The organism is Longispora sp. NPDC051575 (assembly GCF_040681875.1).
Taxonomy (GTDB): domain Bacteria; phylum Actinomycetota; class Actinomycetes; order Mycobacteriales; family Micromonosporaceae; genus Longispora.
The window spans coordinates 459340-475389 of record NZ_JBFAZP010000003.1 but is presented as its reverse complement, the minus strand read 5'-3'; the positions used below and the strand labels follow the sequence as shown (position 1 = coordinate 475389).

Genomic DNA, 16050 nt, shown 5'->3' with positions numbered 1-16050 from the left:
GGCCCGCGCGCCACGGGGCCTGGCCCACGGACGGCTTGTGGGGATCCAGACCCGAGCGTCACGGGAGGCTCGGCCCACGGGCGGCTTGTTTGCCCAGCGGCACTGACGGGTACCGGGCCCTCGGGCCCCCACGCCACACCAGCGGAGCCCCTCCCGTGCTCCATGCCGGAAAGGCGGACCCGTGACCCTGGCCGCAGTCCTGTCCGCACTGCTCGTCGGCATCGTCGTCGGCGTGGTGGAGCGCCTGGTGCTACCGGGCCACCGGTACGCCCCGACCTGGGTGACCATGCTGATCGGGGCCTTCGCGGCGGTGATCGGCACGGTGATCGTCCGGGGCCTGGGCCTCGCGGACACCCGGAGCGTGTCGCCGGTCGAGGTCGTCGCCCAACTGGTGCTCGCCGCCGGCTGCGTAGCCCTCGCGGTGGCGGTCTCCACCAGGCGCGCCGGGCGCTGACCTCCCTGCCGGTACCGCGCGAAGGTCGCCTGAACCGGAGCCGCGCTCGCCGTGCCAACGGCTGGCGGACACGCCGGATGCCGACGACCCTCCGCACGCCGGGCCACATCCGCCTGACGCCGAGCCTCACTTACGATGTGCCCCACTCGTGACGGGCCCGCTCGCCATGCGCGCTGCATGGACGGAGTTCTTGGGGGTGGCGCTGTTCCACCGCAACCGGCGCGCGATCACGCTTCTCCACACGGCGAGGCGGCTGCGGCCGGCAGACGCGCCGGGACGACGTCGTATACGGGGGGCGAGTCCGAGCCTCACTGGCCTCCCGAGGTCCAGGGGCGGCCGAGCTCACCCTCCGACGGCCGACAGGTCACCCCTACTCGCCAGTATCCGCACTCTCCGTCACTATTCCGTGGCACAGTGTTCCGGGAGCCCCGTGGCGTGCGGGGGAGAGTGCCAGGGGGCGCCATGACGACCGGGACGGTGCGTTGGTTCAACGCCGAACGGGGCTTCGGCTTCATCCGCCCCGACGAGGGGCCGGACGTGTTCGCCTATTCCACGGCGATCACCGACGAGGATCTGCCGGCCCTGCATGAGGACCAGCGGGTGGAGTTCCGGGTCGTGCGCGGCCCGACGGGCCTCCTCGCCGACCGGGTCCGACTCCTCTGATCCGGGCCGACCGGATCCGACCCTCACCCCTGCTCGGCCCCGCGCATCCCCATGCCACAATCCGACATTCAAGGTCAAACCCTTCATCCGGGTACGCCCCGGCGCGCCGCAGCCCGGCCCAGACCACGGAAAAGCGCGGAGCCCCTGCGGCCCCGGGCGCGGTCCCGGACGTCGCGGCAAGCTGCCGAGTTCCTGCGGCCCCGGTGCGTGGTCCTCGAAGGTCGCGGGAGGTCGCGGAGACGGAGCGGCCCGGGAGTCCGGTCCCGGAGGCGGCATGAGAGTGCGGAGACCCGGCGGTCCTGGGTGTGGCCCCAAGCGGTCGAGGCAAGGCATTGAGATCCGGCGGTCCCGGGGTGTGTGGTCCCGGAGGCCGCAGGATGGTGCGGAAACCCAGGGGTCGGTTCCGGACGTCGCGGCAGGGTGTAGAGACCCGGCGGCCCGGGGGTGTGGTCTCAAGGTTCGCGGGAAGGCGCGGAACCCGGCAGCCGGGGGCGCCGCCCCGGATGTCCCCGGAACGGGACATGCAGGCCTCGGGTGCGGGAACCCGGCGGACGTGGGTGTGAGAACCGGTCGGGCCGGGTAGCTGATGAGGGCACCGGACAGCCTAGGAGGCGCAACACACATGACGAACCCATCCGTGAACGCCTGGAACTACGGTCCCGACTCCGGCTATCCCGGCTCGCAGGCCACCCTGGTCGGCTACCAGGTGGAGGCCACCGACGGCTCCATCGGCAAGATCGACGAGGCCACCACTGAGGCCGACTCCAGCTTCATCGTCGTGGACACCGGCCCCTGGATCTTCGGTCACCGCGTACTCCTCCCGGCCGGCATCATCGACCGCGTCGACCCGACGGACGAGAAGGTCTACGTCAGCCGCAGCCGCGACGAGATCAAGGCCGCCCCCGACTACGACCCGACCCACCGCGACCACCCCGAGTACCGGCACAACACGACCCGGCACTACTACGGCGAGGGCCGCTAGAGAAGCTGCCAGGCGCAGGACCGGGAGGGCCGGCGCGAGCCGGCCCTGAAGCGGAGGAGAGCACCATGACAACTGACAACGCGCTGGACCTGACCACACTCGCCGGCTACGAGGCCCTCGGCCGGGACGCCAAACTCGGCCAGGTGAGCACCCGCACCGGATCCGTGGGCCCGGACCTGCTGGTCGTCGACATGGACGTCGAGGCGGCGGGCTCGGAGGTGGCCTTCCCGCGCACCGCGATCCTCGGCGTCGACGACGAGGCGGGCACCGTGTCACTGGACGCGACGAGCAGCTCGGTGCGCGACCTGCCCGGGTACGACGCGCTCCGCCCGGAAGATGTCCCCGCCGTCGTGGTGACGGGCCCGTTCGACGGGATGGACCCCCGCCGGGGCAGCGCCTGACCGCCGGCCGGCCGACCCCGCGCGGCCGTCCCCGACCGGCGGCCAGTTCGTCTCCTGCGGTCGACTCCCGCTGAAGGCCGGTCGACAAGACTCCGAGCCGAGCCGTGCGGAATGTGCCGCACCGCGTCGGGCTCGCCCCGCCCGGCCGCCCCTGGCCGCGCCATGCGCCGCAGCGTTCACGGGCAGTCCCGGGCACGCCCGGACTGCCCGTGCCGGTCGCTGCCCGTGCCGCCGGTCGTGTTACTTCTCGCGGAGTCTGCGTGAGACCTCCTCCGCGACCCGGCGTTGCAGGTCCGCCAGTTCCTCGTTGGTCAGGGTCCTGGGGTCGCCGACCGGTGGGGGAGTCTGCGCGGCGGGTTTCGTGCCGCACCGGATGGGTCGGCCGTCGGCGGTCTTCAGGCAGGTGGCCTCCGGACCCTGGAGCTGGCCGTTGCCCACCACCCGGTACCGCAGGGCCTGCTCGCTGCCCGTCGTCGCCACCCAGCTGTCGCCGCCCGTCGGGATGACCTCGAACACGGTGTCCTGGTTGTAGCAGCACACGTCGGGGTAGTCGGCCTTGATCCGCGCGACGATGGCCTGGGGCGAGGCCCAGGTGGGGTCCAGCCGGTACACCGTCATGGGGGCCAGGTCCCGTCCCGGGTGCTGGGCGGGAACGGAGGACACGGCGACGACGGAGCTGGCCGAGCCGGGCGGGGTCAGCGGGGTCACGTACACCGGGCCGCTGTGGTCGGCGCGGTTGAGGGTGAACTCCGAGGCGTTGTCGTCGTTGGCCCCGTCGTCGGAGGCGTCCCAGCCGGCCCGTTCGAACCACCAGTCCGCGAAGCCGTGCAGGCCGTGGGTGGCCTCCCGCTGGCGCTTGGCGAGGCTGATCGGGTACGTCGGGCCGGGGATGCCCTTCGGGTCCGTGGTGACCGTGACGGTGCCGGTCCGCCCGTCGTACACCGCGACGCCGGCCGGGCGTTCGGTGACGACGAGGATGCCGACCTGCCTCTTGAGGGGTACGACGACCTTGGGGACGTCGCCGTCGCAGTACACGTAGGCGTCGGAGTCCTCGAAGGTGACCCAGCGCTGGCGTTCGGAGATCAGCCGGCCGAGGTTGTGGCCGAACGCGCCGCCGATCCGCGCGTCGGCCGCCGGGTCGAACCGGCACTTCTGCGCGTCCTGCCCCCGACCCTCGACGGCGATCACCTGGGTGACGCCCACCTCGTACCCCGCCAGCCAGCCGCGCCGTTCCACGAGGGTGGCGAACCGGTTGACGTCCGGCAGGTAGGTCACGTCGGAGATGTCGCCGGACACGTCCCCGAGGGTGGGGCCGGCCTGGGCCTTGCCGACCAGGTACGGCGCGCGGGGTTCCAGGTCCGGCAGGCGGGTGCCGGTGACGACGGTGGCCGAGCCCGCGTACGTCCGGTCCTGGTCGTAGTCGGTGTGCGTGATCCACCAGGCGGCCACGCCGAGCCCGACGAGCAGGCCCAGCCACCCGACGGTCCGGACCGCGCCGGGACGGCCGGCCTCCGAACGGCGGGCGGCGACGGAGCGCACGAGCCAGGCGGGCAGCCCGGCGCACGCCGCCACCACCAGCGCGGCGGCCAGGAACGGCACGAACTTGCGCACCTCCCAGACCACGAGGGTCGAGTAGTAGGTGCTCAGCCAGCAGACGAGGGCGACGAGGAGCGCGGACGGCAGACCGAGCCAGAGCAGGGGCGGGGCGGAACGGGAGGCCACTGTGGTCCTTTCTGGACGGAGGTGTCCGGTCCCTTCGAGTATGCCGAGGGGGCGGGTGCTCCGACAGGGGGCCAATTTTCGCGGCGACCGCGCGGGCGCGTACCCGGAAAAGGGTTCTGAGACCTGTAGTACTTCCGAGCTACGCCACAGGTGAGCTCCCCGGTGGGACGCGGACCACGGGTCATGATCCATAGCTTCGTTCCGGAACACTCCGGTACGGAAGGACCTACCCACCATGGCGCCCCGCCCCCTGCGTGTCCTGCTCGCCGCGCTCGTCACCGCCGCCGTCGCGGTGCCCACCTCGGCCGCCGCCAGCCCGAACGCCGTCCCCGCGCCGGCACCCACCGCTCCCGCCCCGGTGCCGGCCGCGACCCCCGAAGCCCTGGCGGCCCGCTACGGGGCCACCCGCGCCGATGTCCTCGCCGCGGCCGCCACGGCGGAGGACCACGGGGACCGGCGCCGCGCCGCCTCGCTGCGGGCCCTGGCCGACCCGGCGCGGCACCTGCTGTCCTTCGACGGACGCGACGGCGGCCGCTCGGTCGAGGTGTTCGGCGACCTGGCCGGCGCGGAACGGATCGCGGTCCTGGTCCCCGGCTCCGACACCACCCTCGACCTGTACGGCCGGTTCCGGGGCGGCGCCACCCGGCTCGCCACCGAACTGGGCGGGGGGTCCGCCGTCGTCGCCTGGCTCGGCTACCGCACCCCGGCCACGGTCAGCCTCCCGGCGGTCACGGCGGGCCGCGCGGACACGGCGGCCCCCGACCTTCGCGCCTTCGTCCAGGAGCTGGCGGCGGCCCGGCCCGGCGCGACGATCTCCCTGCTCTGCCACTCCTACGGCTCCGTCGTCTGCGCCCGGGCGGCGGCGGACCTCCCGGTCAAGGACATCGTCCTGTACGGCAGCCCCGGCACCGGTTTCCCCGCCGCCGCCGCCCTGCGCACCCCGGCCACGGTCTGGGCCGGCCGGGGCGCCGACGACTGGATCGACCGGGTGCCGGACCTGGCGATCCGGCTGCCGTTCGTGACCGTCGGGTTCGGCGCCGACCCGGTCTCCCCGGCGTTCGGGGCCCGGATCTTCGACGCGGGCGACGCCGACCACAGCGGGTATCTGCGCGCGGGTTCGGTGTCGCTGCGCGCGATGGCCCGGATCGTCGCGGGCGGTTCCGTGAGCCCGGGGTCGCCGGCGGGAGCGGCCCGATGACCTCGACCGCCCAGACCCACCGGCACCACCCGGAGGCGCCGGCAGTACCAGCACCGGCACCGGCCCGAACAGCGCCGGCAGGCCCACCACCGGCACACCGCGCCCCGGCAGCACCATCCCCGGCCCGACCTGCCCTGGCAGGAACAGCCCCGGCCAACCCCACACCGGCAGCACCATCCCCGGAAGGCCCAGCCCTGGCCGGACCACCGCCCACCCGACGATCGCCATCCGGACGTCGCGGCTGGCGCGCCCTGGCCCACCGGATCGACACCGCCACCCCACCCACCCGCGACCGCGCCACCGACGCCCTCCGCGCCCTGGCCATCCTCGGCGTGGTCCTCGGCCACTGGCTCGTCACCGCCCTGGTCACCGACAGCGGCACCGTGCACGCCTCCAGCCCCCTGTGGCACATGCCCCAGCTGGCCCCGGCCTCCTGGCTGTTCCAGACCCTGGCCGTGTTCTTCCTGGTCGGCGGCCACGTCGGCTCCCGCAGTCTGGCGGCGGCCCGGGCCAGGGGCACCTCCTACCACCGCTGGCTCGGCGTCCGGATGGCGCGGCTGTTCCGCCCGGTGGCCGCCGTGCTGGCCGTCTGGACCGTGGTGGTCGTGGTGCTCCTCGGCTCCGGGGTCGACCAGAAGTCCGTGTACGCCCTGGGCAAGCTGGTGCTGTCGCCCCTGTGGTTCCTGCTGGTCCTCGCCGGCCTGACCGCGCTCACCCCGCTGGTCGCGCGGCTGCACCCGGCGTGGCCGATGGCCGTCGTGGCCGGGGTGGACCTGGTCCGGTTCGGCCTCGACGGGCCCGCCTGGCTCGGCTGGGCCAACGTGGCGGCCGCCTGGCTGGTGCCGTACTGCCTGGGCGCCGCCTGGGCCCGGGGCCTGCCACGGGCCACCGGCGGGGTCCTGCTGTCCGCCGGGGCGGCGGCCACCGCGGCGCTCGTGCTGTGGGCCGGCTACCCGGCGGCGATGGTCGGCGTGCCCGGCGCGGAGATCTCGAACCTGCACCCGCCGACCCTGGCGGCCGTCACCTTCGGCCTCGCCCAGTGCGGCGCGGCCCTCCTGCTCCTCGGACCGCTGCGACGGGTACTGCGCCGCCCCGCCGTCTGGGCCGCCGTCGCGCTGGTCAACCTGTCCGCGATGACGATCTTCCTCTGGCACCAGACGGCCATGATCGCGGTCACCGCCACCGGCCTGTTGACCGGCGCGGCGCTGCCCGGCCTGCACACTGTTCCCGACGGCTCCGGCTGGGTACTCGCCCGGCTCGCCTGGCTGCCCGTGTTCGCCGGGGTGCTGGTGGTGTGCTGGGCGGCGTTCCGTACCCAGGAGAGGGGTGCCCGTGTCCCCGCCGCCGACCGAGCCTAGGGTGGATCTTGTGACGTGGGGGGTGCGACGACTGGTGGCGGCCGCGCTGTCCCCGTTCCGCGCCCTGCGCCAGGACCTGTGGACCACGGCCCTCGACCCCCTCCCGCGCAGGGCCGGGACCCGCTTCCTGGCCCGGCTGCCGCACGTCCTCGTCGTCCTGTTCGGGGTGGGCGCCCTCATCGGCGAGGCCCTGGAGATCGCCTCGCACCGCGCGGGGCGCGAGATGGACACGGGCATGGCGCTCGCCGGGGGCATGGCCATCGCGCTGATGGTCGCGATGTTCCGGCCGGTCCTCGCCTGGTGGGCGGTCACCCTGCTGATGGTCGTCGGCGCCCGGTACATGGAGGCGTCCGCCGGGGTGGTCTCCTTCCCGATCCCGTTCCCGGGCGGCTCGGCGAACCCGCCGTTCCCGTGGACCTACGCGGGCCTGGTCACGCACGCCGGGGTGATGTTCCTGCTGTCGCTGCGGGTCCGGCTCCGGGCCGCGGTCACGGCGCTGGTGATCAGCGTGCTGGCCGGGCAGGCGTGCGTCACCTTCGGCCTCGGCGGGCACAAGACCGACGTCGGGCTGGCCGCCGTGGTCCTGGGCACGGCCGTCCTGGTCGGCACGGCGCTGCGCGGCCGGCGGGTGGCCCGGGCCGAACTCGTCGCGCAGGCCGAACTCACCGCCGGGGAACGCGCCCGGCGCACCCTGCTGGAGGAACGCGGGCGGATCGCCCGCGAACTGCACGACGTCGTCGCCCACCACATGTCCGTCATCTCCATCCAGGCCCAGGTCGCCCCGCACCTGGTCGACAACCCGTCGGACGAGCTGCGCGCCAACCTCGCCGGCATCCGGGAGAACGCCGTCGCGGCCCTCAACGAGCTGCGCCGCGTGCTGGGGGTACTGCGCTCGGAGGACACCCCCGCCGAGGACGCCCCGCAGCCCGACCTGGCCCGGCTGGACGAGCTCCTCGACAACGTCCGCACCGCCGGGCTCTCGGTCACCGCCGCGACGACCGGCGAGCCGCGCCCGTTGCCGCCGGGCGTGGAGCTGTCGGCGTACCGGATCGTGCAGGAGGCGCTCAGCAACGTCCTGCGGCACGCCCCCGGAGCCTCGGCCCACGTGCTGGTCTACCACGATCCGTCGGGGCTGATCGTCCGCGTGACCAACACCCCGCCGGCCCGGCCCGGCCCGCCGCCGGACGGCGAGGGCCACGGGCTGCTCGGGATGCGGGAACGCACCGCGATGCTGGGTGGCGAACTCGCCACCGGACCGACCCCCGACGGCGGTTACCAGGTGACCGCGAACCTGCCCACCCCTGCCCCCGAGGACGCCCCGTGACCATCCGCGTGCTGATCGCCGACGACCAGATGATGGTCCGCCAGGGCTTCACGGTCCTCCTCAACGCGGAACCCGGCATCGAGGTCGTCGGCCAGGCCGTGGACGGGCTCGACGCCGTCGCCCAGGTCGCCGAACTCGCCCCCGACGTCGTCCTGATGGACATCCGGATGCCCGTGCTCGGCGGCATCGAGGCCACCCGCCGGATCACCGCCCCCGCCGACTCGACGGTCAAGGTCCTCGTGCTGACGACCTTCGACCTCGACGAGTACGTGTACGAGGCGCTGCGCGCGGGCGCCTCCGGGTTCCTCCTCAAGGACGCCTCCGCCGCCGAACTCGCCCAGGCCGTCCGGGTCGTGGCCGCCGGGGACGCCCTGCTCGCCCCGAACATCACCAAGCGCCTGATCGCCGAGTTCTCCCGGATCGCGGGCGCGCCCCGGGTGCCGCTGAAGGACCGGGTCGGCGACCTCACCGAACGCGAGACCGAGGTGCTGTCGTTGATCGCGCAGGGCCTGTCGAACGCGGAGATCGCCGCGAGCCTGGTGGTGGCCGAGCAGACCGTGAAGACGCACGTCAGCCGGATCCTCGTCAAGCTCGGGCTGCGGGACCGGACCCAGGCGGCGGTGTTCGCGTACGAGACGGGCCTGGTCCGCCCCACCGGCTACTGACCGGCGGCCCGGACGGCCGTCACCGTCGCGCCCGGTCGGGGGCGCCGCCGGCCGTTTCCCCGAATCCCCCTCCCGCCCGGTGACGGACGGTTAGGCTCCGTACCCGTGGAGGCTCCGCTCGCGGGCAGCCGGCCGGCGGTGGACGACCGCGCCCCGGACGGCTAGTCGTGCGGCGGGCGTACCTGCTGGTGTCCGTGGGCCTGATCGCCGCGTACCCGCTGCTGCCCCGTGGCGGCCGGACCGCCGCGCTCCTCGTCGTGACCTGTGCCGCGATCCTGCCGGTCACCGTCGGCCTGCTGCGGGCCCGCCCCGTCGACCGCCGGCCGTGGCGGCTGCTGCTCGCGGCGCTCGTGGTGCTCAACCTGGGCAACCTGACCCGGCAGCTCACCGACGAGGTCCTCGCGGGCCGGGTGTTCGACGCGGTCGGCAACGCGCTGATGCTGGCCGCCGCCGTGACGGTGGTGGTCCGGCGCGGCCGCAACGACGTCGGCGGCATGATCGACACCATCATCGTGTCCGCGACGCTCGGCGGCCTGCTGTGGGACGTGGTCCTGCTGCCCCGGATCGCCGGTGCGCACCCGGCCGCAGAGGCCTCGACGTTCGCGACCGTGTTCATCCTGGCCGGGGTGCTCGGGGCCCTGGTCCGGCTTCTCCAGACGGCCGGGGAGCCGATCCCCGCGCTGTGGATGCTGGTGGCGGCCCTGGGCCTGTCCCTCACCGGCAACGTCGTCCTGGAACTGCACGACACCGGCTGGGTCGCGGTCGGCGCGGAGCTGATGTTCATGGCCGCGTACGTCGCCCTCGGGCTCTTCGGCCTCGACGGTTCCGCGCACCGGCTGGCCCGGCTCGGCCAGGCCCCCGACGACACGCTCACCCCCGGCCGGCTGGCGTTCCTCGGCGGCGCGCTGGCCGCGCTGCCCCTGGTCGGCGGCGGCCGGCAGCTGCTCGGCGAGCCGGTGGACGGCCTGCTGCTCGTCGCGGGCGCGGCGTCGATCACCCCGCTGGTGATGTGGCGGATCGGCCGGCTGTCCGCCCAGCGGGCCCGCGCGGAACAGGCGTTGCGCTACCAGGCCGCCCACGACCCCCTGACCGGCCTGCCGAACCGCCGCGAGTTCGTCGCCCAGCTCCGGGCCGAACTGCGCCGGCCCGGCGGCTGCGTGGTGCTGTTCTGCGACCTCGACGGTTTCAAGGACGTCAACGACCGGCTCGGCCACCCGATCGGGGACCGGCTGCTCGTGGAGGTCGCCCGCCGGCTGGGCTCGTGCGTGCGGGCCGGCGACCTGGTCAGCCGGTTCGGTGGCGACGAGTTCCTCGTGCTGTTCCGCGACGCCGGCCGGGCGGACGTGGAACGGCTCAGCGCGCGGATCGTCGGGGCGCTGCGGGCCCCGGTCGACCTGGGCGTGGAGCACGTACCGGTCCGGGCGAGCATCGGCGCGGTGATCCGGACGGGTACCGAGTCCGACGTCGCCGCCGAGGACCTGATCCGCCGGGCCGACGACGCGATGTACTCGGCCAAACTGCACCGCGACACCGAACCCGGCGTGCGCGTGGTCTCGCTCTAGAACTCGTCGGGCGTCGTGATCTTGCGGAAGATGGAGACCTCAGGCCTGCCCTGCGCGCCGGCGCCCTTCATGATCTCGGGGATCTCGCTCTGGCTGGCGAAGAACTCCCGGAACGCCTCCTCGGTGGGCCACTCGTCGATGACGACGATCTCCCCGTCGCCGGCGGCGAAGTAGTGGTGGATGGCGCCCTTGCTCCTGCCCGCCTCGGCGACCCTGAGCATCTGGTCGGCGTGGCTGCTGGCGTACTGCTCGAGCGCGGCGGGATCGGCTTTCTGCCGCAGCATCATGATCACGGACATGGTGAACCTCCCGGAAAGGTGGTGTCGCCCTCAGGGTAGGACCCGAACCGCGATAATTTCGGGCGTATCGTGATATGGGCGAGAGGGTTGTCGGCGGCACGGATGTGAGTGCCGCCAGGAGAGGGTCACGCGGCGCTCACGGCCGGGAGGTCAGCCACAGGTCCAGGTTGAGCGCGAAGTCCAGGCCCGCCCGGGTCGCCGGATCCGCCCCCGGCCGCAGTAGCCGGTCCCGCAACGCGTCGGCGTCCAGGTACGTCCACACCGGAGCGCCCGGCGACGCCAGCAGGTCGGACACCAGACCCCGCAGCCCCTCGTGGTACCCCGGATCCTGGGTCGTCGGGTACGGCGCCTTCACCCGGCTGATGACGCTGCCCGGCAACAGGTCCGCGACCGCCGCCCGGAGCAGCGACTTCTCCCGCCCGTCGTGCACGTGCTGCGCCCACGGCGCGTTGAACGCGTACTCGACCAGCCGGTGGTCGCAGAACGGCACCCGCACCTCCAGGCCCACCGCCATGCTGAGCCGGTCCTTGCGGTCCAGCAGGTCGGGCAGCCACCGGGTCAGGTGCAGGTGGAACACCTCCCGCATCCGGCGCGCGAGCCCGGTCTCGCCCGGCAGCCGGGGCGTCTCGGCGAGGGCCTGCCGGTAGTGGGCGGCCCGGTGGCCGGGGACGTCGAGTGCGGCGGCGACGTCGGGGCGGAGCAGGGCGCGGTACACGCCGCTGTGGCCGGTGAGGTAGCGCCACGGGTAGTCGTCGGCGGCGACGGAGAGGGGCCGGTGGAACCACGGGTACCCGCCGAACACCTCGTCCGCGCTCTCCCCGGACAGCGCGACCGTCACGTGGTCCCGGACGGACCGGAACAGCAGGTACAGCGAGGTGTCCATGTCCCCGGTGCCGGGCGCGTCCCGGGCGGCGACGACGGCCCGGCGGTGCCCGGGGTCGGCCAGCGCGGCCGGATCGAGGACGAGGTCGCGGTGGTCGACGCCGCAGTGCGCCACGACGTCGCGCACGTAGGGGGCGTCGGGCGTGGCCCGCAACGCGCCGGGGACGAACGCGCCGGTGAAGTCGACGGAGAACGTGCGTAAGGGCTCGGGCGCTCCGAGCTGCGCTAACGCGACCAGGGCGCTGGAGTCCAGACCGCCGGACAGCAACGCGCCGAGCGGCACGTCCGCCCCGAGGTGCCGGCGGGTGGTGTCGGCCAGCAGGTCGCGGACGCGGCCGACGGCGGTCGGGGTGTCGTCGGGGTGCGGCCGGGCGTCGAGCCGCCAGTACGGCCGTTCGCGCAGGCCCGCCCGGTCGAGGACCAGCAGGTGGCCGGGCCGCACCTCGCGGACGCCCCGGAACAGCCCGCCGCCGGGGGTGCGCACGGAGGCGAACAGGTCGCGCAGTCCGTCCGGGTCCGGCGTCGGGCGGAGGAGTCCGCTGGCGAACAGCGCCTTGGGCTCGGAGCCGAACAGCACGCCGGTGCCGTGCCGGGCGTAGCTCAACGGCTTCACGCCGAGCCGGTCGCGGACCAGGGTGAGCCGGCGGCGGGCCGGTTCCCAGACCGCGAAGGCGAACATGCCGTTGAGGCGGGCCGGGGTGTCCTCGCCCCACTCCCGCCAGGCGCGCAGGACGACCTCGGTGTCGGTCGCGGTGCGGAACTTGTGGCCGAGCAGTTCCAGTTCGGCGCGCAGTTCGGTGTGGTTGAACACCTCGCCGTTGTAGCTGAGGACCAGCAGGGGCCCGTCGCCGTCGTCGGTGACGAGCATCGGCTGGTGGCCCTGTTCCGGGTCGAGGACGGCCAGCCGGCGGTGCCCGAGGGCGCAGTGCGGGCCGGACCACAGCCCCTCGCCGTCCGGGCCGCGCGCGGCCAGGGCGCGGGTCATGGCGGCGACGGTCCGGGCCGCCGCGTCGAAGGGGTGCTCGGGATCGGCCCAGCCCGCGATTCCACACATGACAGGGGTAACCAGATTAAGAACTTTGAGTTATTGGTACCAAATAAATATTTTTGTCTGAAAAGAGAGGTTTACTGTGCGCACCTCCGAACCGGTCGCTATCGTCGGCATGGGATGCCGTTTCCCGGGCGCGTCGAGCCCCGACGAGCTGTGGCGGCTCCTCCTCGACGGCCGCGACGCCGTCACCCCGACCGGCCCCGCCGACCGCGTCGACACCTCGGCGCTCCTGGACCGGCGCCCCCGCCAGCCCGGTCGGCTGGTCAGCACCGCGGGCGGATTCCTGGCGGAGCAGTTCTTCGACGCGGCCCGGCACCACGTCACCGAGCGGGAGGCCGCCGCCCTCGACCCGCAGCACAAGGTCCTGCTGGCCACCGCCGCCGACGCGCTGACCGACGCGGGCCTGACCGAGGGCACGGTCGCCGGCCAGGAGGTCGGGGTGTTCATGGGGCAGAGCACCGGCGAACACTGGGACGCCCACGAGGGCCCCGCCGACATGTACGCCCTCGCCGGCGCCGCCGCCCGCAGCATGGCCTCCGGCCGGATCAGCTACGCCCTCGACCTGCGCGGCCCGTGCGCCACCGTCGACGCGGCCTGCTCCTCGGGCACCCTCGCCGTGCACCTGGCCTGCCAGAGCCTGCGCACCGGCGAGTGCGACACGGTGTTGGCCGGCGGGGTCAGCCTCGTCGGCGGCGTCGACCACACCCTCGGGTACTCCGCCGCCGGTCTGCTCTCGCCCTCCGGCCGGTGCCGGTTCGGCTCGGAGGACGCCGACGGGTTCGTCCGGTCCGACGGGGCGGCCGTGTTCGTCCTCAAACGCCTCGGGCAGGCCGTCCTCGACGGGGACCGGGTGCACGCCGTGATCCTCGGCTCCGCCCAGGCCAGCAAGGGCCGCACCGCCAAGGCGGTCATCGCCCCCTCCGTCGAGGGCTACCTCCAGGTGATCGGCCGCGCCGCCGCCAACGCCGGGGTCACCCCGGACCGGATCGGCTACGTCGAGGCGCACGGCAACGCGGCCCCGGCCGGCGACGCGGTCGAGCTCCAGGCGATCGGGACGGCGATCGGCGCGCACCGGCCGGTCGGCCAGCCGTGCCTGGTCGGGTCGGTGAAGACGAACCTGGGGCACGCCGAGGCGGCCGGCGGGCTCGCGGGGCTGGTCAAGACGGCCCTGGCACTGCGGCACCGGACCCTGCCGGCCAGCCTGCACGCGGGCCCGCCCACGTCCGCCGTGGACTGGGCGGGGCTGCGGATCGCGCCCGTCACGGAACGGATGCCCTGGCCGCGACCGGGGCCGGCGATCGCGGGCGTGAACACCTACGGGCTGTCCGGGATCTTCGTGCACCTGCTGCTGGGCGAGCCGCCGGCACGGTGACCGGGTGCCGCGCGGAAGAGCCGTCCGAGGGGTACGGGACACGGGAACGCACGGTGCCGGCCCCTGTGGACAGGCGAAGCGGGGGTCGCCGGTCGACCGACGGCCCCGGACAGGTGGCGTTGAGGCGCGGGCCGGGACAGGGCCCCGGGCGCTGACGGGCCGGCGGAGCGCCGGTCAGGCGGCCCCGCGGACGTGCGACCAGTCCTGGGCGGCCACCCAGTCCTCGAACGTGTGCCAGCCGACCTCGGGGTAGGCGGTGCGGAGCGCCGCCGTGTCGACGTCGAGCCCGACCGTGTCGAAGTAGCCGAACATGGCCGCCAGGTCGTGGCCGTAGCCGCGCGCGACCTCGTCGGGGACCCGTTCGAAGGTGACCGGGCGCCCGACGGCGCGCGCGAAGGTGCCGGCCTGGTCGAGGGGCGTGCGCTCGTCGCCGGCGATGTCGACCCGGACCCGGGCGAGCCGGTCGGGCTCGGCGAGGGCGAGCGCGGCCATGCCGGCGATGTCGGCCGCGCACACCAGCGCCACGGGCCGGTCGGCGGACAGCGGCAGGGCGAGCCGGCCCTGGCGGAGCAGCCCGGCGGACCAGCCGCCGGCGTAGTTGTCCATGAACTTGCCGGGGCCGAGCACGGTCCAGTTCAGCTCCGTACCGGCGAGGTGCAGCTCCACCTGGTACTTGCTGTCGAAGTGCGGCACGCCGGTCGCCCGGTCGGCGTGCGCGACGGAGCTGTAGACGAGCTGGCCGACCCCGGCGCGCACGGCGGCGTCGATCGCGGCGCGGCCCTGCCGGACCTCGGTGGCGGTGTCGGTGCCGAACGGGGTGCCCATCAGGAACAGAGCGCGGCAGCCGCGCAGGCCGGCGTCGAGCGAGCCGGCGTCGTCGAAGTCGGCGTACGCGACCTCGGCACCCCGGCGGCGGAGCTCCCGGGCGGCGGCCGACCCGGGGCTACGGGTCAGCGCCCGGACCGGTTGGCCACGGTCGAGGAGGAGGCGGGCGAGCGCGCCGCCCTGGACGCCGGTGGCACCGGTGACGGCGATCGGAAATGTCATTTGCATGTGCAAAGCTTGCAGCTGAAAACGTATCGCTGTCAAGTGTAAGGTGGAGCACGTGAGCCCAGACCTGAACGACGCGCCCTGGCCCGACGTCGACGTCGCCGACAACCACGCGGACGTGCTCGCCGCGTGGCTGACCGTCCAGCGGGCGGTGGAGGCCGTCGCCACGGCCATGACGGCCCGGATGCAGGAGGAGGGCGACTGCACCCTGCTGGAGCACCAGGCCCTCTACCGGCTGGCGACCGCGCCCGGCCGGCGGCTGTCGATGCTGCGGCTCGCCGACGCGCTCGCCACCAGCCCCAGCGGGGCCACCCGGGTCGTGGAGCGGCTGTTCCGCCGAGGCTGGGTCGCCCGCGAGCAGCCGCCGGACAACCGTCGGCAGACGGAGGCGGTGCTGACGGCCGAGGGGTACACGGCGCTGACCGAACGCACCCGGCCCGCGTACCACCGGGCGCTCGCCGAGTGCTTCGGCGACCTGCTGTCCACGGCGGACCTGGCGGAGCTGCGCGGGGTGGGCCGCGCCCTGCTGGCCGGCCACGACCTGCTCGACCAGCACCGCTACCCGGACTTCCGGCAGCCGGGGGCCGACCACCCCGGAGCGGACGGGTAGCGGCCCCCGGTACCCCCAGTCTTCTGGTCTTATGCTGCCCGGGCCTGCGGAAATAGCATCTCATCAATGCTCACCGAGTGAGGGAGTCGAGATGTTCCGACGCGCCAGCATCGCCGCTCTCGTGGCGGTCGCCGCGACCGTCGCCGTGGTCGTCCCCGCGGCCCCGGCGCACGCGCGGGCCTGCCTGCCCGACCACTACTGCTACACGGACTACTACACCGACGACAGCCACACCATCAAGGTGGGCGACCTGTACGAGGACTGCGAGGGCAGCGCGCACCGCTGGGGCGCGTACACCGGCTTCAAGGTCTTCGCCGAGTACCGCTGCTAGGGGCCGGCGGCGCCCCGGCAACTCCGACCGTGCGGAGCGGTCGAAAGTGACGCGGAACACACTGATTGAGGAAGACGCTCCTCTATCCACTGGATACGTTCGAAGTGTCCACAGAAGAGCGCAAGA

General features: G+C 74.1%; 16 protein-coding genes. 12 read left to right on the top strand and 4 right to left on the bottom strand.

Annotation, left to right across the window (positions count from 1 at the left end; translation table 11 throughout):
- The first annotated feature begins 181 nt into the window (after positions 1–181).
- The 4 genes from AB0M43_RS09695 (at position 182) to AB0M43_RS09680 (ending at position 2500) form a co-directional block, all read left to right on the top strand.
- On the top strand, positions 182–454 hold the full coding sequence (locus AB0M43_RS09695; protein WP_363722832.1) for a GlsB/YeaQ/YmgE family stress response membrane protein: 273 nt from the start codon (positions 182–184) through the stop codon (positions 452–454).
- A gap of 462 nt (positions 455–916) precedes the next feature.
- A complete protein-coding gene (locus AB0M43_RS09690; RefSeq protein ID WP_363722830.1) occupies positions 917–1117 on the top strand; it encodes a cold-shock protein in 201 nt (66 codons plus the stop codon).
- A 622-nt stretch (positions 1118–1739) separates the two neighbouring features.
- Entirely contained in the window at positions 1740–2099 is a 360-nt protein-coding gene (locus tag AB0M43_RS09685) for a PRC-barrel domain containing protein (protein WP_363722829.1), read from the top strand.
- Between the two features lie 65 nt (positions 2100–2164).
- Positions 2165–2500, top strand: coding sequence for a hypothetical protein (locus AB0M43_RS09680; protein ID WP_363722827.1), 336 nt, complete (start codon positions 2165–2167; stop codon positions 2498–2500).
- Between the two features lie 240 nt (positions 2501–2740).
- On the opposite strand, the gene AB0M43_RS09675 is transcribed toward AB0M43_RS09680, so the two are convergent.
- On the bottom strand, positions 2741–4222 hold the full coding sequence (locus tag AB0M43_RS09675; protein WP_363722826.1) for a hypothetical protein: 1482 nt from the start codon (positions 4220–4222) through the stop codon (positions 2741–2743).
- Between the two features lie 235 nt (positions 4223–4457).
- Between AB0M43_RS09675 and AB0M43_RS09670 the strand changes: the two genes are divergently transcribed.
- The 5 genes from AB0M43_RS09670 (at position 4458) to AB0M43_RS09650 (ending at position 10329) form a co-directional block, all read left to right on the top strand.
- Complete coding sequence (locus AB0M43_RS09670) at positions 4458–5420, top strand: alpha/beta hydrolase (protein ID WP_363722824.1); 963 nt, start codon at positions 4458–4460, stop codon at positions 5418–5420.
- The gene (locus tag AB0M43_RS09665) at positions 5417–6778 is read left to right on the top strand and encodes an acyltransferase (RefSeq protein ID WP_363722822.1); all 1362 of its coding nucleotides are present in this window, start codon (positions 5417–5419) and stop codon (positions 6776–6778) included. Before AB0M43_RS09670 ends, AB0M43_RS09665 begins: the two co-directional genes overlap by 4 nt.
- 10 nt (positions 6779–6788) lie before the next feature.
- A complete protein-coding gene (locus tag AB0M43_RS09660) occupies positions 6789–8102 on the top strand; it encodes a sensor histidine kinase (protein ID WP_363722820.1) in 1314 nt (437 codons plus the stop codon).
- Positions 8099–8767, top strand: a complete 669-nt coding sequence (locus AB0M43_RS09655) for a response regulator transcription factor (protein ID WP_363722818.1) — start codon at positions 8099–8101, stop codon at positions 8765–8767. Before AB0M43_RS09660 ends, AB0M43_RS09655 begins: the two co-directional genes overlap by 4 nt.
- Before the next feature lie 167 nt (positions 8768–8934).
- On the top strand, positions 8935–10329 hold the full coding sequence (locus tag AB0M43_RS09650; RefSeq protein ID WP_363722817.1) for a GGDEF domain-containing protein: 1395 nt from the start codon (positions 8935–8937) through the stop codon (positions 10327–10329).
- Here the strand turns inward: AB0M43_RS09650 and AB0M43_RS09645 are convergent.
- Both AB0M43_RS09645 and asnB read right to left on the bottom strand, forming a co-directional pair.
- Positions 10326–10628 carry a hypothetical protein gene (locus AB0M43_RS09645; protein WP_363722815.1) on the bottom strand — a complete coding sequence of 101 codons (303 nt, stop codon included), beginning with the start codon at positions 10626–10628 and terminating at the stop codon, positions 10326–10328. The genes AB0M43_RS09650 and AB0M43_RS09645 overlap by 4 nt on opposite strands.
- A gap of 136 nt (positions 10629–10764) precedes the next feature.
- The gene (gene asnB, locus AB0M43_RS09640; protein WP_363722813.1) at positions 10765–12564 is read right to left on the bottom strand and encodes an asparagine synthase (glutamine-hydrolyzing); all 1800 of its coding nucleotides are present in this window, start codon (positions 12562–12564) and stop codon (positions 10765–10767) included.
- A 109-nt stretch (positions 12565–12673) separates the two neighbouring features.
- Between asnB and AB0M43_RS09635 the strand changes: the two genes are divergently transcribed.
- Positions 12674–13933, top strand: a complete 1260-nt coding sequence (locus AB0M43_RS09635; protein WP_363722812.1) for a polyketide synthase — start codon at positions 12674–12676, stop codon at positions 13931–13933.
- A 174-nt stretch (positions 13934–14107) separates the two neighbouring features.
- Here the strand turns inward: AB0M43_RS09635 and AB0M43_RS09630 are convergent, their stop codons facing one another.
- Positions 14108–14986 carry an NmrA/HSCARG family protein gene (locus tag AB0M43_RS09630; protein ID WP_363722811.1) on the bottom strand — a complete coding sequence of 293 codons (879 nt, stop codon included), beginning with the start codon at positions 14984–14986 and terminating at the stop codon, positions 14108–14110.
- A 52-nt stretch (positions 14987–15038) separates the two neighbouring features.
- Here AB0M43_RS09630 and AB0M43_RS09625 point away from each other — a divergent pair, with 52 nt between their 5' ends.
- Both AB0M43_RS09625 and AB0M43_RS09620 read left to right on the top strand, forming a co-directional pair.
- Complete coding sequence (locus AB0M43_RS09625; RefSeq protein WP_363722810.1) at positions 15039–15593, top strand: MarR family transcriptional regulator; 555 nt, start codon at positions 15039–15041, stop codon at positions 15591–15593.
- 91 nt (positions 15594–15684) lie between these two features.
- Positions 15685–15924 carry a hypothetical protein gene (locus tag AB0M43_RS09620; protein ID WP_363722809.1) on the top strand — a complete coding sequence of 80 codons (240 nt, stop codon included), beginning with the start codon at positions 15685–15687 and terminating at the stop codon, positions 15922–15924.
- Positions 15925–16050: the final 126 nt, after the last annotated feature.

Coding starts and splice junctions, on each gene's coding strand:
- AB0M43_RS09690 (WP_363722830.1), top strand. CDS start 917: ATGACGACCGGGACGGTGCGTTGGTTCAACGCCGAACGGGGCTTCGGC.
- AB0M43_RS09685 (WP_363722829.1), top strand. CDS start 1,740: ATGACGAACCCATCCGTGAACGCCTGGAACTACGGTCCCGACTCCGGC.
- AB0M43_RS09680 (WP_363722827.1), top strand. CDS start 2,165: ATGACAACTGACAACGCGCTGGACCTGACCACACTCGCCGGCTACGAG.
- AB0M43_RS09670 (WP_363722824.1), top strand. CDS start 4,458: ATGGCGCCCCGCCCCCTGCGTGTCCTGCTCGCCGCGCTCGTCACCGCC.
- AB0M43_RS09665 (WP_363722822.1), top strand. CDS start 5,417: ATGACCTCGACCGCCCAGACCCACCGGCACCACCCGGAGGCGCCGGCA.
- AB0M43_RS09645 (WP_363722815.1), bottom strand. CDS start 10,628: ATGTCCGTGATCATGATGCTGCGGCAGAAAGCCGATCCCGCCGCGCTC.
- asnB (WP_363722813.1), bottom strand. CDS start 12,564: ATGTGTGGAATCGCGGGCTGGGCCGATCCCGAGCACCCCTTCGACGCG.
- AB0M43_RS09635 (WP_363722812.1), top strand. CDS start 12,674: ATGGGATGCCGTTTCCCGGGCGCGTCGAGCCCCGACGAGCTGTGGCGG.
- AB0M43_RS09630 (WP_363722811.1), bottom strand. CDS start 14,986: ATGCAAATGACATTTCCGATCGCCGTCACCGGTGCCACCGGCGTCCAG.
- AB0M43_RS09620 (WP_363722809.1), top strand. CDS start 15,685: ATGTTCCGACGCGCCAGCATCGCCGCTCTCGTGGCGGTCGCCGCGACC.